7 protein-coding genes and 1 riboswitch are annotated in these 22,530 nt (G+C 40.8%); of the genes, 1 reads left to right on the top strand and 6 read right to left on the bottom strand.

Annotation, left to right across the window (positions count from 1 at the left end; genetic code table 11):
* Positions 1-4 precede the first annotated feature (4 nt).
* The 6 genes from ACJV45_RS01965 to ACJV45_RS01940 all read right to left on the bottom strand — a co-directional run bounded on the left by ACJV45_RS01965 (position 5) and on the right by ACJV45_RS01940 (position 19,927).
* Positions 5-4,921: a PD-(D/E)XK nuclease family protein gene (locus ACJV45_RS01965; protein WP_419397524.1), complete on the bottom strand. Its 4,917-nt coding sequence runs from the start codon at positions 4,919-4,921 to the stop codon at positions 5-7.
* 568 nt (positions 4,922-5,489) lie between these two features.
* Positions 5,490-6,248, bottom strand: a complete 759-nt coding sequence (locus ACJV45_RS01960; RefSeq protein ID WP_004122644.1) for a hypothetical protein — start codon at positions 6,246-6,248, stop codon at positions 5,490-5,492.
* Between the two features lie 249 nt (positions 6,249-6,497).
* The gene (locus tag ACJV45_RS01955) at positions 6,498-8,348 is read right to left on the bottom strand and encodes a bifunctional hydroxymethylpyrimidine kinase/phosphomethylpyrimidine kinase (RefSeq protein ID WP_419397523.1); all 1,851 of its coding nucleotides are present in this window, start codon (positions 8,346-8,348) and stop codon (positions 6,498-6,500) included.
* Positions 8,336-8,428, bottom strand: a riboswitch (TPP riboswitch). Its footprint overlaps the gene before it by 13 nt.
* A 129-nt stretch (positions 8,429-8,557) precedes the next feature.
* Positions 8,558-16,543, bottom strand: coding sequence for a cell wall-binding protein (locus ACJV45_RS01950; protein WP_419397522.1), 7,986 nt, complete (start codon positions 16,541-16,543; stop codon positions 8,558-8,560).
* A 154-nt stretch (positions 16,544-16,697) separates the two neighbouring features.
* The gene (locus ACJV45_RS01945; protein WP_419397521.1) at positions 16,698-17,879 is read right to left on the bottom strand and encodes a class C sortase; all 1,182 of its coding nucleotides are present in this window, start codon (positions 17,877-17,879) and stop codon (positions 16,698-16,700) included.
* 218 nt (positions 17,880-18,097) lie between these two features.
* Positions 18,098-19,927 (bottom strand): SpaH/EbpB family LPXTG-anchored major pilin, encoded by a 1,830-nt coding sequence (locus ACJV45_RS01940; protein WP_419397520.1) that lies wholly within the window; start codon positions 19,925-19,927, stop codon positions 18,098-18,100.
* Positions 19,928-21,082: 1,155 nt separating this feature from the next.
* On the opposite strand from ACJV45_RS01940, the gene ACJV45_RS01935 reads away from it, so the two are divergent.
* On the top strand, positions 21,083-22,276 hold the full coding sequence (locus ACJV45_RS01935; protein ID WP_032836451.1) for a hypothetical protein: 1,194 nt from the start codon (positions 21,083-21,085) through the stop codon (positions 22,274-22,276).
* Positions 22,277-22,530: the final 254 nt, after the last annotated feature.

Genomic DNA, 22,530 nt, shown 5'->3' with positions numbered 1-22,530 from the left:
TCAATCATTTCCCTTCAATCATTTCGTAAACCGTGTCTACTTTTCCAGCGCAACCGGGACATACATCTAAACATCTGCAATGATTTTTATGGTCTGCTTTTGGCTCAACAACAAAACTGGTTGACTTAACAGCAGAAGCAGCAAAGAATACTCGAGATATCATCATAAGCGACCATTTTGTTCTCATAGGCAGGTTTACAAAATCCGACCACGCATTCTGGCTCACACCATCCGCAGGATTTTGCGCATCAATATCTGGAAGTTCGTAAAGACGATTATCATCCGCATACCTGTATCGACTTATCAGTCCTTTAGTGCTCAACGCACCATCAGCATCAAACAAAGACGGCTGACAAATGTTTTCCGCAACACCATTATCTTGCGCAGGAGAATCTTTGTATACAACATGAAACAGCGCGCTTCGTTCGATTTTTGTGTGCTTAAACTTAAGCAATTGTTTAACGTCTTCAACGTTTTCGTTACAAAACACAATCCCAAGCTGATAGCAGATAAGTTGTAAATCGTTAAACACCTGCTGCGTTTTAGGAACTTTTCCTGTCTTATAGTCGATTAAGCGAATTTGTTCCGTATTGTCATTTAACTTTCTAATTTCCATGCGGTCAATTCGACCTTGAATCCTCACTCGCAAATCGCTAGACGCGCCATTTTGCCATCCGCCTACTAAGAATCCCATTATCGAATAAAGATCCGTAATGCTTGTTTTTGTTTTAGATGCACGATTATATGCGTTTAAAATATCGTCGAACCCAAAAGTGGCATTTATATTGCACTCACAATAGGCATGTTCAAGATTCCCCAAATCGACGTCTGCAATTGTAGGTTTTGCAGACTTCGATTTTTCTAACGCTGGTAAAATATCAGTAACCACACCGTCTTCATCTTTTTTTGCCATAATCGGGTAGTTTGATCCAGTTAAAGAACCTACAAAATATTGAGCAATCGTATAAAGCGCTCGTCGAACATTTAAATCATTTTTTATAAAACGATATCGGTCTTTTACGTCTGAAATACTGGAATCACTTGGGCAAATCGAATAATAATGCTCAATCATAGTGTTTGCAATATCTTCAATCGCCTTTTTTTGTAAAGCGCTTATAGATTCAAACGAAAAGTCAAAGTCGGGCAATTCGCTAACTTTGTTATTTTTAATCGCAGCAAACGCCTGTAATTCTGGATATTTTTCGTGTAAATACTCGTTGTCTAAATGCTCATCTTGACTTGCCCATCTAGCAGTTTCGTGAATAAGCGTGCCGAATTGCGCTGCCGTTCCTCCATGCGTAGGACCTGCAAATTTTCGCTCTAAAAGACAACATACTGGACATGACCAAAGGCTATCCACCATTGATGGAGATAGTGTGACCAAGTTTGATTTTGATTCGTTTTCAATAGATTTCTCTTCAATCTTAGAACCGTAATTTTTACGAATAAAATCCCAATTTTCTGGATTTGCCGAATCCACTCCATTATTTTTCAAAAGATTCAACGCTGTTAAAGCGTCTTTAACAGTAGGATTTTCGTCTAAGTTGTGACTATTTTCTGATTCATATATTGCACGCGCTACTTGTGTTCGAGCCGAAGCAACAAGCCCTCTAGGATCCGCATCCATTACAGCAAAATCTTCACAGAAATCAGTGTATTCACTACTTCCATCCGCATTACGCCAATATATTTCTGGCAAATAGTAGTAGAGAAAATCAGAAGGAACACAATCATCACTATTAACCGCGCTTATAAAAAGATGACGGTTGGCGCGCGTAATCGCCATTAAAAAGCTTCGCTGCTCTCCAGTAAAAATCGCTTGTCTATCGTTTACACAAATTCCAGTAGGATTAGTGAATTTATCTAATAATGAATTTTGAGAATTATTAGATTTCAGGTTTACTGAACCGAAAATCCTATTATTTAACACCATGTTTACTAGAGTTTCTGACCCAAACATTGTGCTTCGAGCCGCAGTATTTGGCCAGACTCGCTGCTGTACGGCTGGAATCCACACATAATCCCAGCGAGAACCAACAGAGCCAGACGGAGTTGTGAGTGTTACAGAGTCAGGAACAGGAGCAACACTTGCAAGAGAATCAGCTTCAATTTCCATTTGACGAACTTGATCAATAAACTGTGTGATTGTTGGTGCCACTGCAGAATAGTCGCCAGCAACCGACGACTCGTAATAATCCGCACGCGAATCTATGTAATTAAACGAATTAGCATACTCAAATAATCGCATAGCCGCATCTAGTCTATCGTTTGCAAGACGACCTTCATCGTTGTTTTTAAGCGCTTGAATCTGCCACTTTTTAGCGCAATTACAAAGATTCCACGCCTGCCCAAGTATGTAACTAGCCTCGTTTGTTCCACTATTTTGAATTTTTACTAAATCTTGTTTTAAAATCTTAGATAGTTTAGACGTGATTTTAAAAACGCGCATTAAAGTACGAAGATGAACACTGTTTGGGCGCATTTTTTGCAAAACAGAAAAAATTTCTGGAGTTTGATCAGATTGAGTTTGGTCAGCTGGCGACTCATCAGCCGGCGACTTATCCAATAAATCAGAATCGTAGGAATCAACACAAAAATCATCACAATCCATTGATTTATCGATAGCACAACTATCAATAAGCGCTTTAAGTATCAGCAGATAGCAGGAATCAACACTAAATCGCGTGGAATTAGGGTTTGGATTTGAATCAAAAATACGATTGTCGAAGTTAAAATTAGCATCCAAACCATCATTCTTAGAATCAGTCTTGTTTAAAAGCTGATTTTGCAGTAAATCCCACTGTCTTATAAGAACGCTAAGAGGGGAATTTTCCTTAGATTTAACCATGTCACTAAGAGAGACAATGGAACGCATAAGCGCTTCTACAGCACTTAAATCAGCACAATTGTAATTATCTGAATCAATCAGAGGACTATCCATTATGGTTTTTATGCGACTCTTCACAAAACGCGCAATCGAAGAAATAGTGCGAGTTCCTAAAGATACGTCTTTAGCTAAATTATCCACGCTATTTTGGCTAAATTGCGCCAATTCAATAAGCGCAAACAGTGCTTTTATAAACGGCTCTTCCCTGAGAGCGCGAGTAACGGACGAGTATCGCACAGGAACACCATCTTTGCGAAGTCGCTCGCCGAAAGCACGAACAGTAGCATTATCGTGAGCAATCACAGCCATATTTTTCCACGGGATTTTGTGATCTAAGTGAGCGCGTTTTATTTGCCAAATAACACAATCCATTTCTTCGCGCACAGTACGATACAAGTCGCCAGAAACCGAAGAATTTTCTGTTTCTTGCGAATTTGATTCGATTTTTTCTATAGGAAAAGCGCCTTTAACATTTGCCATCTTCCAAGCCCTTCGGGCGATAGGCGTTGGCGTTGGCATAAGCGAAGGGATTGAAAGCGAAACCCTAGACGAAAAAAGACTCAGTGGAATTGAGCGACTATTTTGTTTTAGCAAATCTGAAGTATTTGAAGAATCTACAGAATCGGCGGAATCATTGGAATCATTGGAAGACTCAGCTACACCGTCAATCCTATAGTCACAAATTTTAAATACCGCTGCTTGCATAACACCGTGCTGAGCAGCTTCAACCACATAATCTGGGTATGATCCACGGAAGGATTGCACAGATTCGTCTGGGTTCGCCGTTAAAACAATACGAACGCCCAAACTAGATAAAGACTCAAGAAATGCAAGTCCAGCAAGTGTTACATCATGAAAATCATCTACTACCAAAAGACGTGGAAGTGAACATTTAAGCGCAAATAATTCTTTAGAAAAATCTTTTGAAGAGCCAGCTGAATAGTCGCCAGCAACCGACGATTCTTCTGTATTATCATCATATAAACTCTTAAAAATCTCATTCAAAATTTGAACACCGCTAGCCAAAAGTTTAGAAGAATCTAATCTAAAAGCATTTGGATATTTTTTCCGCACACAATTCGCATACTGATTGCGAAGTGCAAAAGCCAAATTCCATTGCACACGCAAACGATTAGCAATGCTAGAAGATTGCAAATCCGCCTGCAAAGTTGCAAGCAAATCGAAACTAGAGCCAGATTGCAAATGCGACTGAAAATTAAGGCTATTTAATATTTGCAACTCTGAAGATTCGCTCACAATACCCATTTCGTCTAACCTAGCGAGCATATCGCGAAGTTGATGAATGAAAGCACTATTTATTGGCAAATCCTGAGTATTTTGAGCATTATAAGCATTATGCGCATTATGTTCATTATGTGCATTCCGATAATCTGTAGAGTCGAACGAATCCATAAGATTATCACTGTTTTGCAACTGCGATATTACGTAAATCCAAGAATCATGTGATTTATAATCACCATCTTGCAAAGATTTAGAATACTCTCCAGAAAAATAATCGTTAAAAAGCGAGCAGATTTTGCAATCACCGCTATCGCCTTGCAAAACATGATTAACATGCATTCGCACTATTTCGCGAAGAATCGCATCTTGTTCAGCGCCGTTAAGCAATTTAGGAGAGGGTATTCCAAAAAGCTTATTTCGTGCGGAAATCAGGCTGAATGCAAAAGCGGAAAGAGTGCCAACTGGACGAGACTGGTATGAAACACCAAGATTGCTTATTACGTAGTTAGACATGCGTGCGGCAGTTGCACGATTCTGGGCTGCGGCGATAGCAAAATCAGTGCGAATCGCATATTTGAGTAAAAGCTGTACGGCTTCATCGTATTTAGAGTCCTGCGTATTCTTCCAATTAGCTCGCAAACCGCATAGAAGAGCGTTTAGAGCGAAACTTGACTTTCCAGAATTTGGAGCGCCAAACACCAACAAAACATTGGTGTGGCGTTCGCTGGCGTTTTTAAGACTGCCATCAAGCAACGATTGAACAGCATCTAGCGCAGAATCTTCCGTACACATAAACACAATTCTATCAACTGGCTTGCGCTTGTATGTAACCTCGTAGTGCGTTTGTTTCTTCTTCCCCGCGTTTGTTCCCCTTTTGGGTCAAACGGTAAACAAAAGCAGGAACACTCACCCGCGTTTGTTTACGTATTTGGCGTTTCGGTAAACAAAAGCAGGAACACTCACCCGCGTTTGTTCCCCTTCTGGGTCAAACGGTAAACAAAAGCAGGCGCGACGACCTGCCTTCGCGTTCAAAGCGTAGCGCGCGAAGGCAATTCGGAGCGCTGAGCCGCTCTAGGCAGAAGCACTGCTTCTGCGCGGCGAAGACGTGAGCGCGCTGTAACGCGCGAGCGATTTCCCCGCGTTTGTTTACGTATTCGGCGTTTCGGTAAACAAAAGCAGGAGCACTTCCCCGCATTTGTTCCCCTTTTGGGTCAAATGGGAAACAAAATCAGGAACACTTCCCCGCATTTGTTCCCCTTTTGGGTCAAATGGTAAACAAAAGCAAGAACACTTCCCCGCGTTTGTTCCCAACTTTGGCGTTTCGGTAAACAAAAGCAGGCGCGACGACCTGCCTTCGCGCTCACTGTTGTTGACTAAAAAGTCGCGTAGCGCGAGCGTTTTTAATCGCAAGAAATGCTATTCCAATTCCAATAAAAATCAACGTAAAAATGGCAAGCAAATAAACCACACCCACCCCGAGTGTTGTTGAATTAAACGTGTTTGGCGCAAATCCAAACCATCCTGCAGGAGCTTTGTAGTTCAAAAAGTTGTACGGCGCTGCCATAGCATGCTCTCCCCATCGCACGCCAGCAAACTCGCTTAAACATACAGCATAAGCCACATAAGTAAGCGGCGGAATCGTAGCAAAATAAACGTGCGCACGGCTGGACTTGTACTTGTAGTCGAAAAGAATAAAGTCAAAAATTGCGAGCAACGGCGTTATAAAATGCACGCATAAGCTTGAGCACCCATTGTTCATGTATGCGCCGATAAACCCGAGTTTGTTCGTAGGCGCTAGGAAGCAAAGATACAGCGTGAATGTTACGGCGATTGAAATCGTCATCATGAATTTGAAAACGTACCATGCGTTTGGTTTTGAATCTACCCATCCTTCGGATTTAACGCTTTCTGCAATATTTTTTGGCTTAAAAACATTGAAAGTGTCTAAGATCAAAGATCCTATAAGCGCAACGCAAATCATCAGATTGGAAAGATTTGTAAAATATGTGAGTGCCATTGAATCCCAAGACATTATCATTCCGTAAATTGATGACACTATAGCAATAACTCGAATAATGGTTCTTGTAACGTAGTTTTTGCGCGTTAGGGTTCCGCTCATTCTTATCTCGCTTTCAAATAATTTTTAATTCGCATTTTGTTTTTTGACTATTGTTTTTTACATATATTTCGTTTTTACATAAATAAGATTTACTATACTTGATTCGGATTTAGGAATAGCAAAATATGAAAAATTCGCCTGCGATTTTTGTAGATAACGCCAATCGCAGACGAATAGTAGAAAATGATTCCTAATAACTGTCTAATTAATTAGATATGTGACTATCTAACTAAGTGACTATCTGAGTGACTATCTGAGTGAACGGTGTGCTTGATTAAAGAAATCGTACTCGTACACACAAGACGTCATATATGCTTGCACGGCAAGAATACGCTGGCTTGGTGAAGCTTGTTCGAAAGCTTTTTCAACACATTCAATCGCTTTTCTAACACTCGCATCAAACTCTTTCGACGAATACATTGAAATCCAATCGTTATAAGGATTATCTGGAGTAGTTTTTTCAACAAGAACATGCCCAACTTCTTCATAAAGCCAGTAGCACGGCAAAATAGCAGCTGCAGCAACAACATAATCTTCACTAAAGGTTGTAGCTAAAAGATGATTAACGTAGGCAAGAGTTGCAGGAGAACATGCTGACTTCATAGCAGTACCTGTTTTCTTAAACCAGCTACGATGCAATTCGCTTTCTGCTTCAATACATGCGGCAGCGCTAGAAGACCAGTGCACGCGCGCATCATCATCTTGAGTTTTAGCAGCAGTGGCCGCGAGCGCCCGAGAGTAACGTTTCAAATATTCAGCATCCTGATTCAGGTAAAAGTCAAACAAATCCTCGTCTAAAGACCCATCTCCCAAAGACTTAATAAAATCAAGATTCATAATATTAAAGTCAACGTCTGCAGTGGCATTCCAAAGAGCTTGAGTCCAGCGTCCTGCAGCGCATATTTTAGGTTTTCTAGGCAATGTTTTTGGCACAACATAACAGGTTTCCGGATTTGATCCGTCAAGATTAATTAAATTATCGTCTTTCAGATGTTCCCAAGGCGTTGTAGAGGAATCAAGTTCAAGCCTATATTGTCGTGCGGCGTGATTTACTGGACCATGCCCTTTTCCAACATGCAAATCTTCGCCGTTGCGTATTGCTTCGTTAAGCCAATGCGTTGTCCAAGTTAATGCTTCTGATACGGTTGCAGGATTTTCAAGCGTTTTGCCGTTTTTAAGAGCTAAGGATACACGCGTTGCTAATGATGATGAAAGCGAACATCCTGTACCGTGTGTAGTTTTTGTGTCTACTCTGCGTGAAGGAACATGCACATTAGTGCCATCTGGGAATACGGCGGTGTTTCCAGCGTCTTTTCCTGTTAAGTGTCCACCTTTAACGATTACAATAACATTATTTTCACTAGCTAAAATTTTAGCTTGTTCTAAAGCTTGATTAAAACTCGTTGCAGGTTCGCTATTGCATAAAACAGCAAGTTCTGGAATATTTGGTGTAATAATATCTGCTTTTTTTATGAGAAGTCGTAAGGATTCTTCTGCAGATTCTTTAAGAAGACGATCGCCTGATGTAGCAACCATAACAGGATCTAACACGACTACAGGAACTGGATGATTTTCAAGCCATTCTCCGACTATATCAATATAGGGTTTATCACCTAACATTCCTAGTTTTACAGCATCTACTTTTACATCGTCGAATACTGCCTCTAGTTGAGATACTAGGAATGATGTTGGTGGAGTATATACTTCTCGCACACCGCATGTGTTTTGCGCTACTAAGTTTGTTGTAACGCACATGCCGAAACCATCGGAAGCCATGATTGATTTTAAGTCGGCTTGAATTCCAGCACCACCAGTTGGGTCTGTGCCGGCTATGGAAAGCACTCGTGGAATCACTGGTTTTTCACACGATGGTAATGAGTTTTTGCGCTGTGTAGAAAATAAGCTTTCTGCAGATTGATTAGATTGATTAGATGTATTGGATGTATTGGATGTATTGGATGTATTGGATGTATTGGATGTATTGGATGTATTGGATGTATTGGATGTATTGGATGTATTGTATGTATTGGATGTATTGTATGGATTAGATAGATTTATATTAAATGTATTAGTATGCGAATCTAGTGACAATTCTGTCATGATATTCCCTTCGCTAGCATTATCTAGATCAGGTTCAACGGGTGTAATCTCAGCGTTTAAACGCACCCCGAACCATTATTTGACTATATCGTTTATTTGTGACTTACTACACCCCGCGTTTGTTCCCAAAATCGCCCGATACGTAAACAAACGCGGGATAAAAGTAACAAAAAGCAAACATTAGCACACAAAAGCAAGCCTGATCTAATTCAGCGACTAAACCAGTCAAATAGTCTGCTATTGCGCAACGATTCTGCCGAAGCGTTGCAATGCTTGCTGTATGTTAGCTCGCCACTGATGCCGTTTCCGCTAAGCACAGATGCCAACCATCCGCGCCTACCGAATGCACCCGACGCTATGAAGAGCGCCATCAATATGCCGAATAAGAAGGTGTACGTAATAGCAGCGTTTCCACCAGTAAACGGCAGCGGAATTGGCGACACGTTGATGCCAGTAATCTTTATATAGCCGATGATTGCATTCTTATCATCTTTACCAGCATCATAGTGCTCACTCTCATTATCTGACTTATCTTTTGTCTGCGCGTATACTGCGTAAACAGCCGTATTCCTATTAGTTATAAGCAGCCTCTGCAATGCTTCAGTATCTACACTTGCGTTGCCTTTGGCATCGCGCTTCAAAATAGGCGTGCAAGTATCATCAACAGGCTTGCGATTGTTTAACTTTCGCACGCATACTTGAAGATTCTTCTCAACTACATCTCGAGAATCAAAATCATCGCTAGCGTTTACTAACAGCTCTTTGCCATTCACTTTGCCTTTAGCATCTGGATTACCTGTGAAAGCGAAGTTAATGTCATTAGCAGTAACCTCGTAAGGCTTATCCATAGTCGAAGTCTTAAGCGAACCTATAGATTCAGCTTTAGGCTTTACTACATCAACCGGCACTACGTATACTGGTATGAGCGAAGTTGCAGAAGCAACATTCTTAAAATGAGTTTGCGCATCATAGCCATAAGTATTCTTTAAGCTTCTCATTGCCCAACCATTAGAAAGCGACAAAGCATAGACTGGAGCAATAGCTTTCTTAGATGTTCCAGCTACATCATCTGCAGTTTCTATATTCTTATTTCCACCTAAAACTTTCGTAAGCTTAAAGGAATCGGAATTGACAGTCTTGCAATTTGGATTTGCAGTACCACTACCCTCACACCATTTGTTCACAGTAATATCTTGAGGACTCATATTCGAATAATTATTACCCAATGTACTGTAATTCATGCCATTAGTGTTAGAAACATTTAATCCGCCACCATAGTTTCCATTACCTAATACTAAATCAGGTATATTGATATACTCACCGTTAAGCGTGAAGAAGTAGGAACCATCATCATGACCGAATTGATCTACCCTAGTTTTGTTGTCAGGAAGCTGTACTGTAACCTTACTGCTATGCTCGCCATTTTCCTTATCCGCGCCGTTTACAACGCGCAAAGATGGTTGAATCTTCTTAAACTCATCTTCACTCATGCTGTTTGGAATATTCGGCTTAAGAGTGAGAGCATTCTGCAATTGGTTTAAATCAATTTGTTTATTTTTCGTACTCGCGTTATAACGGTACACAAGCGATTGATGACCAGACGCGCCAACCAGCTCAAATCCTGGGTCGTCAGAACGTTCACCAACATATGGCTTATTCTTATCCCAAGTAATCTTGTAGTCGGCAGCAGCATTGCCAACACTTCGCAACGTAGCGAATCGAGTTACAATATTATATCTCGGTTCTGGCGTTACATTTCGCCTACGCCATCCGCGCAAAAGAATAAATGAATCCTGCTCATTGCCTGCGTTAGAGTAATTACTGCGCTTATCCGCCTGCTCTTGAGGAGCAACATACTCCCCGCGCTTCCAAGCAACTTCTGACTGGTTTGCAGAAAGCGTATCATCATCATCCACGCTTATAAGACTGTCAGCATCTCCAAAACCAAGCCATTTGCCGCCGGAATTGCCATTGCGTAGCACGTAATTTACAGCATGCTTTTCAGAGTCATTCAGCAGCAATGGATGCACTTGTACTACTTTCTTATTGACTACGACTGGGAAGAATACGCAATCTGAAGGCGAACTCCACTCTTTTGGTGCTTTTGTTTCAGGCCTACACACGCTACTACGTTGCGCAACCATTGAGTCAGCAGATAGCACGTTTCGCATATCTTCTTCTTTTAGCGCATTTGACTCATTACCACCTGTTTGAGTGCTATCTACAGAACTACTTGCATGATCTGAATTTATACTGCCGCTTGATTGAGATGAGTTTGTGTTATTCGATAACTCATCCAAATTTTCAGATTTAACGCCAGGCATATTAGACCAAGGTCCATAAGATCCTGCGTGATTCCTTGCACGCACTACGCTTCCAGGAGCTAAGAATCCAGCATTAAATATTATTGCAGAATTATTTCTTCCTTCGTCTTTAGAATTCAACGTAACGCCTTGAGGTAGCGTATAACCTTCGCAAACTTGCCAGTTATCAGTTGACTTAGTTCTGCATAATGCTAATGCTTCACTCGTGTCACTATCGCTTTGAGAAGTAGCATTGTTACTACTCAAGTTATCCTGTGCACCCAAGCTAGACATTAGATTATTGCTAGATTGTAATCTAGCGAGTTTTGCTTTTTCGGCGCGAGTGAAATACACTACGAGTCGAGTCGCATCTTTCCCTGCAACAACTGACACAGCATTATAGTAATTATTCGCAACAGCACCTTCCCAATCGTGAAGCCAGACTTTAGAGGAAGATGAATCACCATAATGATGACCATCATATGCGCGCACAATTGGAGAGTCAGCTACAGTCCAATTGAACTTGAATTTGCCCACTACTGCTTCGTTACTCTTGTTTCCAGAGTCGTCAGTTACTTGAGCAATCATCTTGAAAGTTGGTGAATTTTTAACATCTTGCCCACGCCATTTTTCTATGAACGCACGCAATAGTTCCTTGTTAATATTCCCGTCTGTAACAAACCTTGCGCGAGGAGCTTTTTTAGTCTTTGGATCTGTTACACCGTCTGCTTCAATATCTATGCTCAGCGTATTCTTCAAAGCGTTGCTTACATGCGTATCAGGATTTGCCACATTGAAATCATCATCCATTCCAAGCAAATCTACTACGTTGAATAAGCCCGACTGCTTTGTAATATCAGTCTTGTTCATATCAATAGTAGTAGGAGTTCCGCAAGAATCAGCCTTATCTTTAGTAGGATTGCACTCGCCAAGAAGCTTCTTATTAGCATCTTTAGGATCTTTTACTGAAATCCACGGCTTGTTCTTGTCTACAGGCACAAACCACACGTTAATTACATTTGGAGTTTGATTTTTATCGCCTTCGTCACGAGCTTCCAAATCTTTCCATGGTTTACCGTTGAAAATATAGAGCTGAGTGCGTCTTTCTGGAACAGCAGAGTTTTTACTAAGAATTACAGACCTTAAGTTTATACCAGACGCTTGCTGATTATATTCTTTACCACCAGGCATAATATAACCTTGCGGCTGCAAGAAACTGTTTTTATCAGTAATACCATTGGTATTTATGCCGAGTCCACCGCCAAGACTGTCGTATTTTACTAAGTCAACAACGTTCACCCAGTCTCCGCGCGCACCATTGACTTTACGAGCGTAACCGATGCCGCCATCACCACGCTGAGGCATGCTGTTGTATCCACCCCATAGATTTTCTATGGTTGCTTTATTAGTAGCATCAGCATCATTGGTGTTCAATGGGTAAAGTGATGGCTGTATTTGGTTTCCAAGCCGTCTAGTTTTCTTTGTGCCTTTGAATAAGCTCAAAGCGTCATTCGTATTGAAGTTGTTACCTTGGTTAATGTTGAATTTGTACACTAAATATTGCGTACTATATTCATCGCTGCCATACCAATAAAAACCATCGTCACTATCTCGACCCGGTAACTTATCTCCGTTACGAATTGACCAATCGTAATCTGCACGAATATTAACAAATCGCGTGATTTTCTTCTGCTTTGGATCAAGCACAGTTTCCTGCTTTTGATCATCTTGAGTGTCAGTGCCTGTTCCAGTTGCTTTTACTACATTAAAAGTCTTTTCTGAACCAGACTTATTTTGACCAGTATTTTTACCGTCAGGAGTTACAGAAAGGCAGATTTTATACTGCTTTTTATCGTCTTTACAAGAATATTTATCGTTTTTGCCACCAAGAGTTTTAGTTTCATCTTTCGACCAACCAATTTCATCTTTTCGGTAATCGAACAAACGCGGATTCTTTTGCTTAATTCTCTCTATTAAACCCTGTTTTTCGGAAGGATTCAGCTCATAAGGGTTCACTTGAACCATGCCATCGTCTGGCCATTTCATATCAAGCGGAAGCGGCTGCGAAACAGCGTGTTTACTAGTATTAATCTGACCTGTATCTGTTCCTATGCCAACATAAATTCTTGAACCGATTTCTGCCAAATTTTCTGGAATAGTAATTTCACCAGTTTTTGGATTAAAAGTAATCTCTTTTTCATATGGCATAATTTTTGTGAAAGTCGTATCATTTTGAGAATTTATCTGTACCCAATCGTGTTTTTCGTCTTCACGATGCAGCATTATTCCTTGACAACCATCAGAGCGATCGCTACATTTCTTGTAAATATTTGTTGGAGTTCCATCTTTTTCTTCTTCAAAAGGCTTAGTTTTCCCACGTCCCCAAATTCGCACTACCAACATTTTCACTGACGTAGCGTTTTTAGAAAGCGTCACTTTACCAACATACTTACCATCATTCTGCTTTTGCCAACGTACGTTAGGAACAATAAAATTACCATCAATAATATTCAACTTCACAGTTTTTTGAACATTATTTCCAGCATCATCCCAAGCGTGGAATGTAAACTCTTTAGACGGAACATCGTTAGCAGAAGCCGGAGAACCATTAGGATCATTTGTAGTTACATAACCGGATTGATCTTTAAGAGTATTAGCACACGCTGTGCTACCACATTTTGAATTTTGATCATATTTACTAAAACTGCCGGACCATTTTCTACTAGCTTCCAAAACATCTGTGCTATTAATATTAGGCACATTCTCCTTAGTACCCATATGCACATGCATATCGTCATGACCTGTTACTAAGAATCTAACGCGGCTACCAACAGATACGTTTAATCCACCTTCAGGAACAGACTGAGGCTCACCGCCATCAACACTCACTTTCACGTCTATAGTTGGCTTCTCGCCGTCAACATGCGTGAATACGAGTGGCAAAACATCCTTAGACTCATCCCAGTATGTAATCTTCGCATACTTAGCTAATACGTATACTGGCTTTACTTCTGGATTCGCGCCAGATTGAAGCATAATGCGATTTTCGTTATTAGTATTAGTTGGAGTTGCGTATTCTTCTTTTACTGGCTTTGAGAAGTCTGCTTTCGCAAGCTGTGCATATCTTGCTTTCTCATCACTAGTCAATGCTTGATCAACAGATTTACCTTTAGGCGCATCATAAAGTTTCCAAATATAACGCTTAGTATCGTTTAATGGCCTAAATTGACACTCTTGACCGTCTTTATTTTTTTCAGCAGCGTTATCTGCAGCTTTATCATCATCGCCATTACAAGGATTTACTACGTTTACTACAGGAACTTTTACAGCAACCTTTGTTTCTGCATCTTGCAAAGTGTCTGACTTTTTATCATTACCTGTGTTATCAGTCCACTCAACGCTATAAATTGCGCGATCTTTAATAGCTTTGCTTGCTCCGGATCCGCCATCGGAATAACTATCATTGAGCGGATATTCTAAGCCATGAGTATCCCCAGGAATTTTGCCATCTTTAATAGAACCGTAATAAACAGAGTCCTCTGCATCTGAATAATTATCATAGTTGTCAATATTCTTCTGAGTATGAGCATCAGGCATGTATATGCGCGGATTCAACGCAATAGCAAAATCATAAATTCCAAGTTTGCTATCAAGGTATTTCACATAATTTTCTGCTTTACCTAAACTGGTTTTAGGAGAACGATACTTAGCATTATCATTCCATTCTTCAGTCTGGAGTGGTCTAAACACGTCCGCTTGACCAATAATATCGTACTTAAAAGGCATACTCGAGCCCATTTGAAGTTTATCGTTCCAATATTTTACTGTCATCTGGTGAGAGCCGAAAGAAGAATCTTGAGTGTTAATATTAGTGTTTGGATCTAATGGGATTCTCCACCAACGGTTTCCTCTCGCATACTTATTATCTGCGGAATTGTATTTTGGAGAAAGTGAAATCTGACCCTTTGCCCACACTTGACCTTTGCACTGAGATTCATCAGCTTTATCGCACACTCTTTGCTGTGAAGGGTAGAAAAGTAAGCTTGTAACGCCAATATTATTAGTATGAGCTAATAATTGACCATTATTGCTTGTTAAAGGTCCTAAATGAGTACCGCGAAGGAACTGGAAATGCGGCACTCGCATATCAACTAGATTTGGTATACCGTACCACTGCTGGTACAAAGTCGTGTACTCGTAATCAGTATGGCCTTTACCACCGCGCCATTGCCAGAGTGAATATGGTTTAGAACGACCATATGGATCAGAACGACCATATCTAGTTGCTGGACCACCCCACTTATCACCATAATAAGTTCCTGCACCATAATACGATGTACTCAAAGCTCCATATTTTCCATTATCTGAAGTCGTATAATGAATATGGTAACTATAAGGTGATGTTTGATTATTTTCAATGTTATTAGTCAACGTAAATATTTTTGATTTTTCTGGACTATCTGGTCCGCGCATTTCAAGATACAAATGATCAATCAAATCAATATACGTTTGGTTGAATCGCTGTCTACCATCAGGAGGAAGACGAGTACCAGTAAGATGTTCTCCATCGCTTGGGAAACCATAGTTAGTACTGTGATAGCAATCAAAGCCATAACCAGTATGGCATAAGCCAAGACCCCTATTTTTATTTTCATTATTGCTTTGAGTTCCGCCATTATAAACAGCTGCATCACTAATAACAGTATTATTTTTAAGGCGATACCAAGCTTTATCAAGAGTTTCACCATTACTAAGCGGAGCTCTTAGAACACCTTTATCAAGGCAAAAACCGTTAGGATTAACCCAATCTTTTGAGCAAGTGCGCTTAGTTGCATCAAAATGCAAGCGCTCTACATACTGGTCATACTGACCGTTACTTTCATCGAGTCTCTGATCTTTAGGAACAACGAAATATGTTAAAGCATTAGCAGCACCATGAATACGCGCCCCCATGTTGACGAGCACATCCCAGATGTATCCTTTGCCATCGCGTTTAGGAGTACGCTTCATAAAAATGTAATCGTGAACATCATCAAGCTGATTAAAAGCCAAAGGATCAACACCGTTTCTGCCTGCATCATATGGCAAATTACGAAGACGTTTTTGTAAATACGTTCCGCGCGGATACGGAGTAAAGTTTGGATCATTTTCAGTGTAACGACCTTGAGGACTAGCAAAATTGCTATATACAGTACTCCAAGGATTTTGTCCGCGTTCCATATCAGCACCATTAGATGCGCGATGCCCCATTTCATCGCCGTCATCAGTAATGCATTCGGAACGTGAGTATTGTCTATAACAACCTGGGCGGAACTCCATTTTGCTATTGCGATTGCTAGCACGATTATTATTGCTAGCACGATCAGTATTGACAAAAGCACCGTCAGCTCCGCTTTGCGAAGCCATACCTTCAGCAGCGCTCATTAAAGCACTATCAATAAGTCCTTTGACAGACCCATCACCCTTAGCGACGCTGTTAGCAAGATTATTATTTACACCATTTTGCATTTGCATCTTTGCAAACGCATTGCTTTGTCCATCGACAAAAACTGGAGGTTGCGATGGCGCAGAAATATTGGCATTATCGGCACCAGCATTATCGGCACTACTACTGGCATTAGGATTATCAGCAGACTTAGCTTTATCGCCAGACTTAGCTTTACCAGCTTTACCAGCAGCCTTACCAACATCAGCCTTTTTATCAGAATTACCAGAGCTAGCCACAGTCGAAGCAGTGTCACTTTCAGCAGCTACAGCAGTGTTTGCAGTTAGGCACATCGGCAGCCACATCGCCACCGAAATCAGGAAAATAAGAGCAGCCTTAGTCGCCTGCTGAGCTAAACGTCCTACCCAGACGACAACACTTAGCAAAACCGTCCAAATACTTCTCATTTGTCCACCTAAACTCTCGTATGCCAATTTCCACATGCCAATTAACGTATTATTTCTAAAATCTTAAATTTTGACTTTTTTAACGCATCAACTTTTTAACGCATAAAATTACTGAACGTATCAACTTATTAAACGCATAAAACTATTTAACGCATCAACTTTTCAATTTTTTAAGCTTTGAAGCCTTCGGACGCTTGCCCTGCGCAAAACCATCAATAATCGACTCAAAGGATTCCTGACTAATCCTTCTCGCTTCTTCAGAATTCCTATACATCTGCTTGTTTTGGTCGCCATAAATGCCAAGCCAAAGAGCATCATTCGTATGGTCATCACCATTTCGATCACTATCATGATCACCATTGCTATCACCATGGTCATCACCATTATTTCGATCATCGCCGTTCTGCTTATCGTTTTTCTTCTTTTTCTTCTTAACAATCGGCAGACCAGCCCAGTAAATGTAGCCTCCAACCACACTTAGGCTTGCAATGCTCCCAACAATCCACCACGGGAATCTCGGAACATCTGGCTTTTTACCAAGCAAAGACTTGTCCGCGGCAGGAGTCGGTATTACTCGCTCCCCCGTCACCAAGATTCTCTGTGTGTTGATTCCAAGCGGCGTGCAAGTAATCAGAGTCACAAGATCCTTGCCTGGCACTGCAGCAATCTTCTTTGTTTCGTCTGGGTTTACAACAATTTTTTCTATCACCTTGTAAGTGAGAATCTCGTCAAAAACCTCGATCGTAAAAGAATCGCCCTTATCTATCTCATCCAATCTCGTAAACATTTCCGCACTAGCCAAACCACGGTGGCCAGTAATCACGGAACGAGTCCCTAATCCTCCAACTGGAAGAGAAGTACCGCGCAAATGCCCAAGTCCCTTAAGCAAAGTAGCATCCTGCGTACCGTGATACACAGGCAAATCTAGGTCAATTTTCTTAATGCGAAGGCGAGCCATAAGACCATCGTCATTCGCTTTCAACTGATCCCAATAGTTTTGACTAACGTCAGACGTTTCGCCATGAGATGTTGGAATATTCGTGTTCGCCTCATATATTGCACCTACGGATAGCTTGCGATTGTATTCGCGCGCGCGAGCAAGCTGCTCATGCGGAGCCGGAACAGCATGCGTGATTAGCTTAGCGTATTCCGCAGCTACTTCCGACATGTGATACTGGCTTAACCACATTGCTGCATGTGGGTATAACAGTGAGGCGAACGATGCGGTTAATAGAAGCGCTGGAACGATAGAAGATTTAGAAAATCTCCACTTTCGTTTATCGCGTTTCTTATGCTTAACCGCAACGTTTCGATTTAAGAATAAAAACCTAAGCATTTGTTGCTTTGCGATTGGACTTGAAACTGGACTTGTGACTTTATTTGTGACTTTATTTGTGATTTAATCTGCGACTTTATTTTCGATTTGATTTTCGATTTTGTGAGCCGATGCGAGTATTCGCGAATCCGCGCAATTCACTCACTTGAATACGCAAACACTCGCATACAGCTTAAATCACAAAACAATCACAAAATAATCACAAAACCAAGTAAGCCTTACGCTTCTTCTTGTTCCTTGCGACGACGAGTGATGATGTAGAACAACGTGCCGCCCAAGCCAACAATGCCGAATGCGGTGAGCAATACCAAGCCGCGCGCACCAGTCATTGGCAGTGCCGAGAGGATCTTGTCTAAGCCAGTGGCTTTCTTGTTTTCGATTTCCTTAGTATTGTTCGTCGTTGCATTTTCAGCAGTATCTGCCTTCAAAGCAACGCACTTAGGAGTAGAATCAAGCAAATAACCGGCAGGAGCATCAGTCTCAACCACGCAGTAAAGCTTAGTCGTTACAGCAGGATTAGTTTCCTTTGAATTGTAGACGAACAATCTTACGGAATCTGTACCTTTTTTATCTCCGATTGTTTTAGTAGTCAAAGTAGTTTCTACTTTTTTACTACTAATCTCAGTACCATCGTTGCCTTTAAGCTTAAAACTACCATCACCTTGCTTTTCAGCAGTTTTAATATCTGAAGCTTGCTTATCAGCAGTAATTTCATACACATTAAACTTTGCATCATTCAAAGGCAACTTTTTCTTATCACCAGCTGCGCCGATTTCTTCCGTAACCTTATTAACAGTCAACGTACCAAAGTGGGCGGTATCATTAGGAATGTCGTCACCACCGCAGTCACCATCTTTCTTGGTTGGTGTACATGGATCATTACCGTCACCGTTACCAGTCTTATTATCATCAACGTATGTATTGGCTACGTTAGCAATGTCCTTAACATCATCAGCAACTTTAGTGACAAGCTCTACCTCAAGCTTAACAACTTTCCCACCAGTGGCTGAAGTATAAGCATCATATGCTTTCTTAAGACCACCAGTAGATTCGGTATTAGTAAGAGAGAATGCGACTAAACCATTATCACTTGTAACTGTGTAATGAGTATTAAGAGTAAGAGGTACGTCAGTTGCACTTGTATCTTTTGTACCAGCATCAGTATAAGTTACAAGATTCGCACTTTTAATCTTATCGTAAGTTAAACCAGTTTCTAGCTTATCCTTAAAACCGATCTTCTCGTACTTATTACCATCCTTAGGAGCTGTGAGAGGAATCGCAATCTTCCAAGTTATAGTGGTTTTATTATCCTTCGTCAAGTCCTTACGACTTAACTCACTAACTGTCTTAGTTGGACGTTCCTTGCTTGTATCATTCTTTGGATACACGTTAACATCGTAAATCCAAGGATTAGTCTTGTCTTTAGGATTTGGAAGAGGCGTGGTCACAAAGAACGGAGAAACACGCTTTGTAATGGAAACCTTTTTCCACACGTTGTTTTCTTGTAATTGTGCACCAGAAGTATCGGTTTCTTCGATGTAGTAGAGACCCATCGCAAGATTTTCAAACTTGGCTTCACCATTATCATCGGTTGTTTTCTCAGTACCATTTGTATCAGCTTTAACAAATTCAGATTGAGCACCATTAATAAAATCGGAAGCCGTTTTCTTATTCGTACCAGTGGTAGCTGTTTCAACTAAATTATCTAAGCCTTTGATCTTCTTCCAGCCTTCAGACGTAGAAAGGTCAATTTCATCAGCACCCTTCTTTACTCGCCATAGAGTAAACTTAACGCCCTTAACTGGATTCTTACCAGTTAAAGTCTTAACAGTACCATCAGATCGGTCACCAGTTGCAGGACCCTGATACTTATGAATAATAATGGATGTAGCGCTCTTTTTGCCCTGATTAATGTTTCCAGTGTCAACACCAGCACCAGCATTAGGGTCTGCATAAGCAACAGAGCCAGCAATACAGCAAGTTCCAAGCGTGCAAACCGCCGCCAAAACAGCAACGGTGCGCTTCAGCGAATTCGTATTTAAACGCATGTTCCCTCTCTTCTTTAGAGTACATCTCGTTATGAGAATTTTGTGTTTAGAAAGAATCGCCCATGTGATTAGACTTTTCCGCAAAATCGCATAAATATTGCGAATTACAGATTCCTCTCACCGGGCTTCTAGGCGCACTAAAGCTGTGCACCAAACCTTCATTTACTAAATCAGACTAGCATTTTGTGGTATGAAAATCACCTAAAAATCAACTAACAAAAGATTACTAAAATAAGCTTTTAATACCCCCCCCCCCGGTATTGTTGAAATATCAGGGTTTTCTCAGCTTAACAAGTGATTAAAATTGTTAAAAATTCTTTCCGAATTTTTGCTAAAATCGCACCTCGGCGTGTCGAATTAACCGCGTCGTTATCCCTCGCGCGTATTGCGGCTCTCACTTCTTCGCCGTGCCAGCGTTTGTTTCCCACTCGACCCAAAACGTAAACAAACACGGGCAAGCATCCCCACTTTCGTTTCCCACTCAACCCAAAACATAAACAAACACGGGCAAGCATCCCCACTTTCGTTTCCCACTCAACCCAAAACATAAACAAACTCAGGCAATCATCCCCGCTTTCGTTTCCCACTCAACCCAAAACGTAAACAAACACGGGCAAGCATCCCCACTTTCGTTTCCCACTCAACCCAAAACATAAACAAACTCAGGCAATCATCCCCGCTTTCGTTTCCCACTCAACCCAAAACGTAAACAAACACAGGCAATAATCCCCGCTTTTGTTTACCAAAACACACAAAATGGGAACAAACTCGGGAAAGTGTTCCCGCTTTTGTTCCCCACTCAACCCAATACGTAAACAAACACAGGCAAGCATCCCCACTTTTGTTTACCAAAACACACAAAATGGGAACAAACTCGGGAAAATCGAGAACAAACACCAAGCCAAATCAAGCCAAAATCACATACACACAAAATCAATTTTGTCAAGTCATATGAAAGAATGTGCATAAAGCATAGGCTTTAACCACATTGCAAAAAATATCTTGCAATAATAATTTCATAACAATAACATCGTCAGCATGAATAACAGTAAATTATTATCTGACATTTTAAAAGCTGAAAGTCACAACTCCTGCTTGATGGCTTCATACACCAAGTGTCGCAAAAGTTTAAGGACACACTTAAAGTCCAACAATTTGGTTGAACCATATCGCGGACTTTATGCTATAAGCAACTATTGGCAGCGACTATCATACAAGGACAAGGTTCTACACATAGCCATCCCACTTACTCAAAAAATAAAGATTAAGGAATGGAAGTTCACTGGAGAAACCGCCGCCGCACTAAAGGGGTTTGAAGTCATCAAGCTATATAGCAATCAGCCAAAGGCAATAAACATACACGTATCTTGCGCATATGCTGACAAAAATTTGACCGATACTAGTGAAAAGTCTACAAAAAAGATAGCTAGACGGCAGCTCAAACGCATACATCTCCCAGATATTATTGAGGACGAGAATGGCATTAGGCTTGAAGAATGTTACAAAAGATGCAAGAAACCGAATTCACCAAATACTTGCGATTCAAATGTAAAAACCTGCAAGCACACAAATGAAAAGAAAACCTCCACGTTCGGTCACATTAAAACAATGGAGGAAGATGCAATGTCCCATGTCGCAAGTACTTACAACACCCTATTCGTTGAAGCATGGACTAATCCATTTAGAATAGCCCTGCCAACTTTTGATTCTGCTTCTCAAAAAGGCGAGAATCTAAAGAAAATTTACAACGTATGTAGTGAGTTTTACAGATTTGCGCGCTATCAGTATAATGCGTCACAATTGCAAGACGACCCGTATCTTAGAAAAATCGACAACCCCTATTTTTCAAACATTGACTACACTGACGCATTATCTCGATTGAAACTTTTATGCAATTTTGCATCAGCTAAAAGCGAAAATGCAGGCGAATCTTTGGCTCGAGCAACAATTATTGAACTTGGGTTCATTGTGCCTCAAATCCAATATGAATTCCCGAACAATAAAAACCCAAATTATCCATTACGCGCAGATTTTGCATGGAATGTCAATGGAAATCTTATAGTCGGAGAATTTGATGGTACCGATAAATATTTGATTGAATGTGGGAAAAGCTCTGTTTGCAATATTAGTCAAGAATCTTCTAAAAATACTATTATCACTGACCTTCATGAAGAAAATATGCTGCTTCGATACGACCGCGATGCCGTACGAAAAGAACGCGATCGGGAGAGGTACCTATATGACTGCGGAGTGAGCAAAATCGTTCGCTTCGACTTTGCGGAAGTCATTGATCCACAAAAACTCGAGCAGAAGCTAACTTTGGCAGGGATTCCCAAGGCTTATAAATAAGGTAATTAAGGTAAATAAGAGTGTACTCAATATAAATAAGAGTGTAATTAAGATAAATAAGAGTGTACTTGCGTGGTAACCGTTTTAAGTGCTACCGCAAATCAATGCCCCGCGTTTGTTCCCAAAATCGCCAAATACGTAAACAAACTCGGGCAATCGTTCTTGCTTTTGTTTACCATTCAACACAATACGTAAACAAACACGGGCAAGCATTCCCGCTTTTGTTTACCATTCAACACAATACGTAAACAAAC

The sequence above is a fragment of the Gardnerella lacydonensis genome, assembly GCF_048545055.1.
GTDB lineage: Bacteria > Actinomycetota > Actinomycetes > Actinomycetales > Bifidobacteriaceae > Bifidobacterium > Bifidobacterium vaginale_C.
The sequence above is the reverse complement of the archived record's forward strand: the minus strand, read 5'-3'. Positions and strand labels throughout refer to the sequence as shown.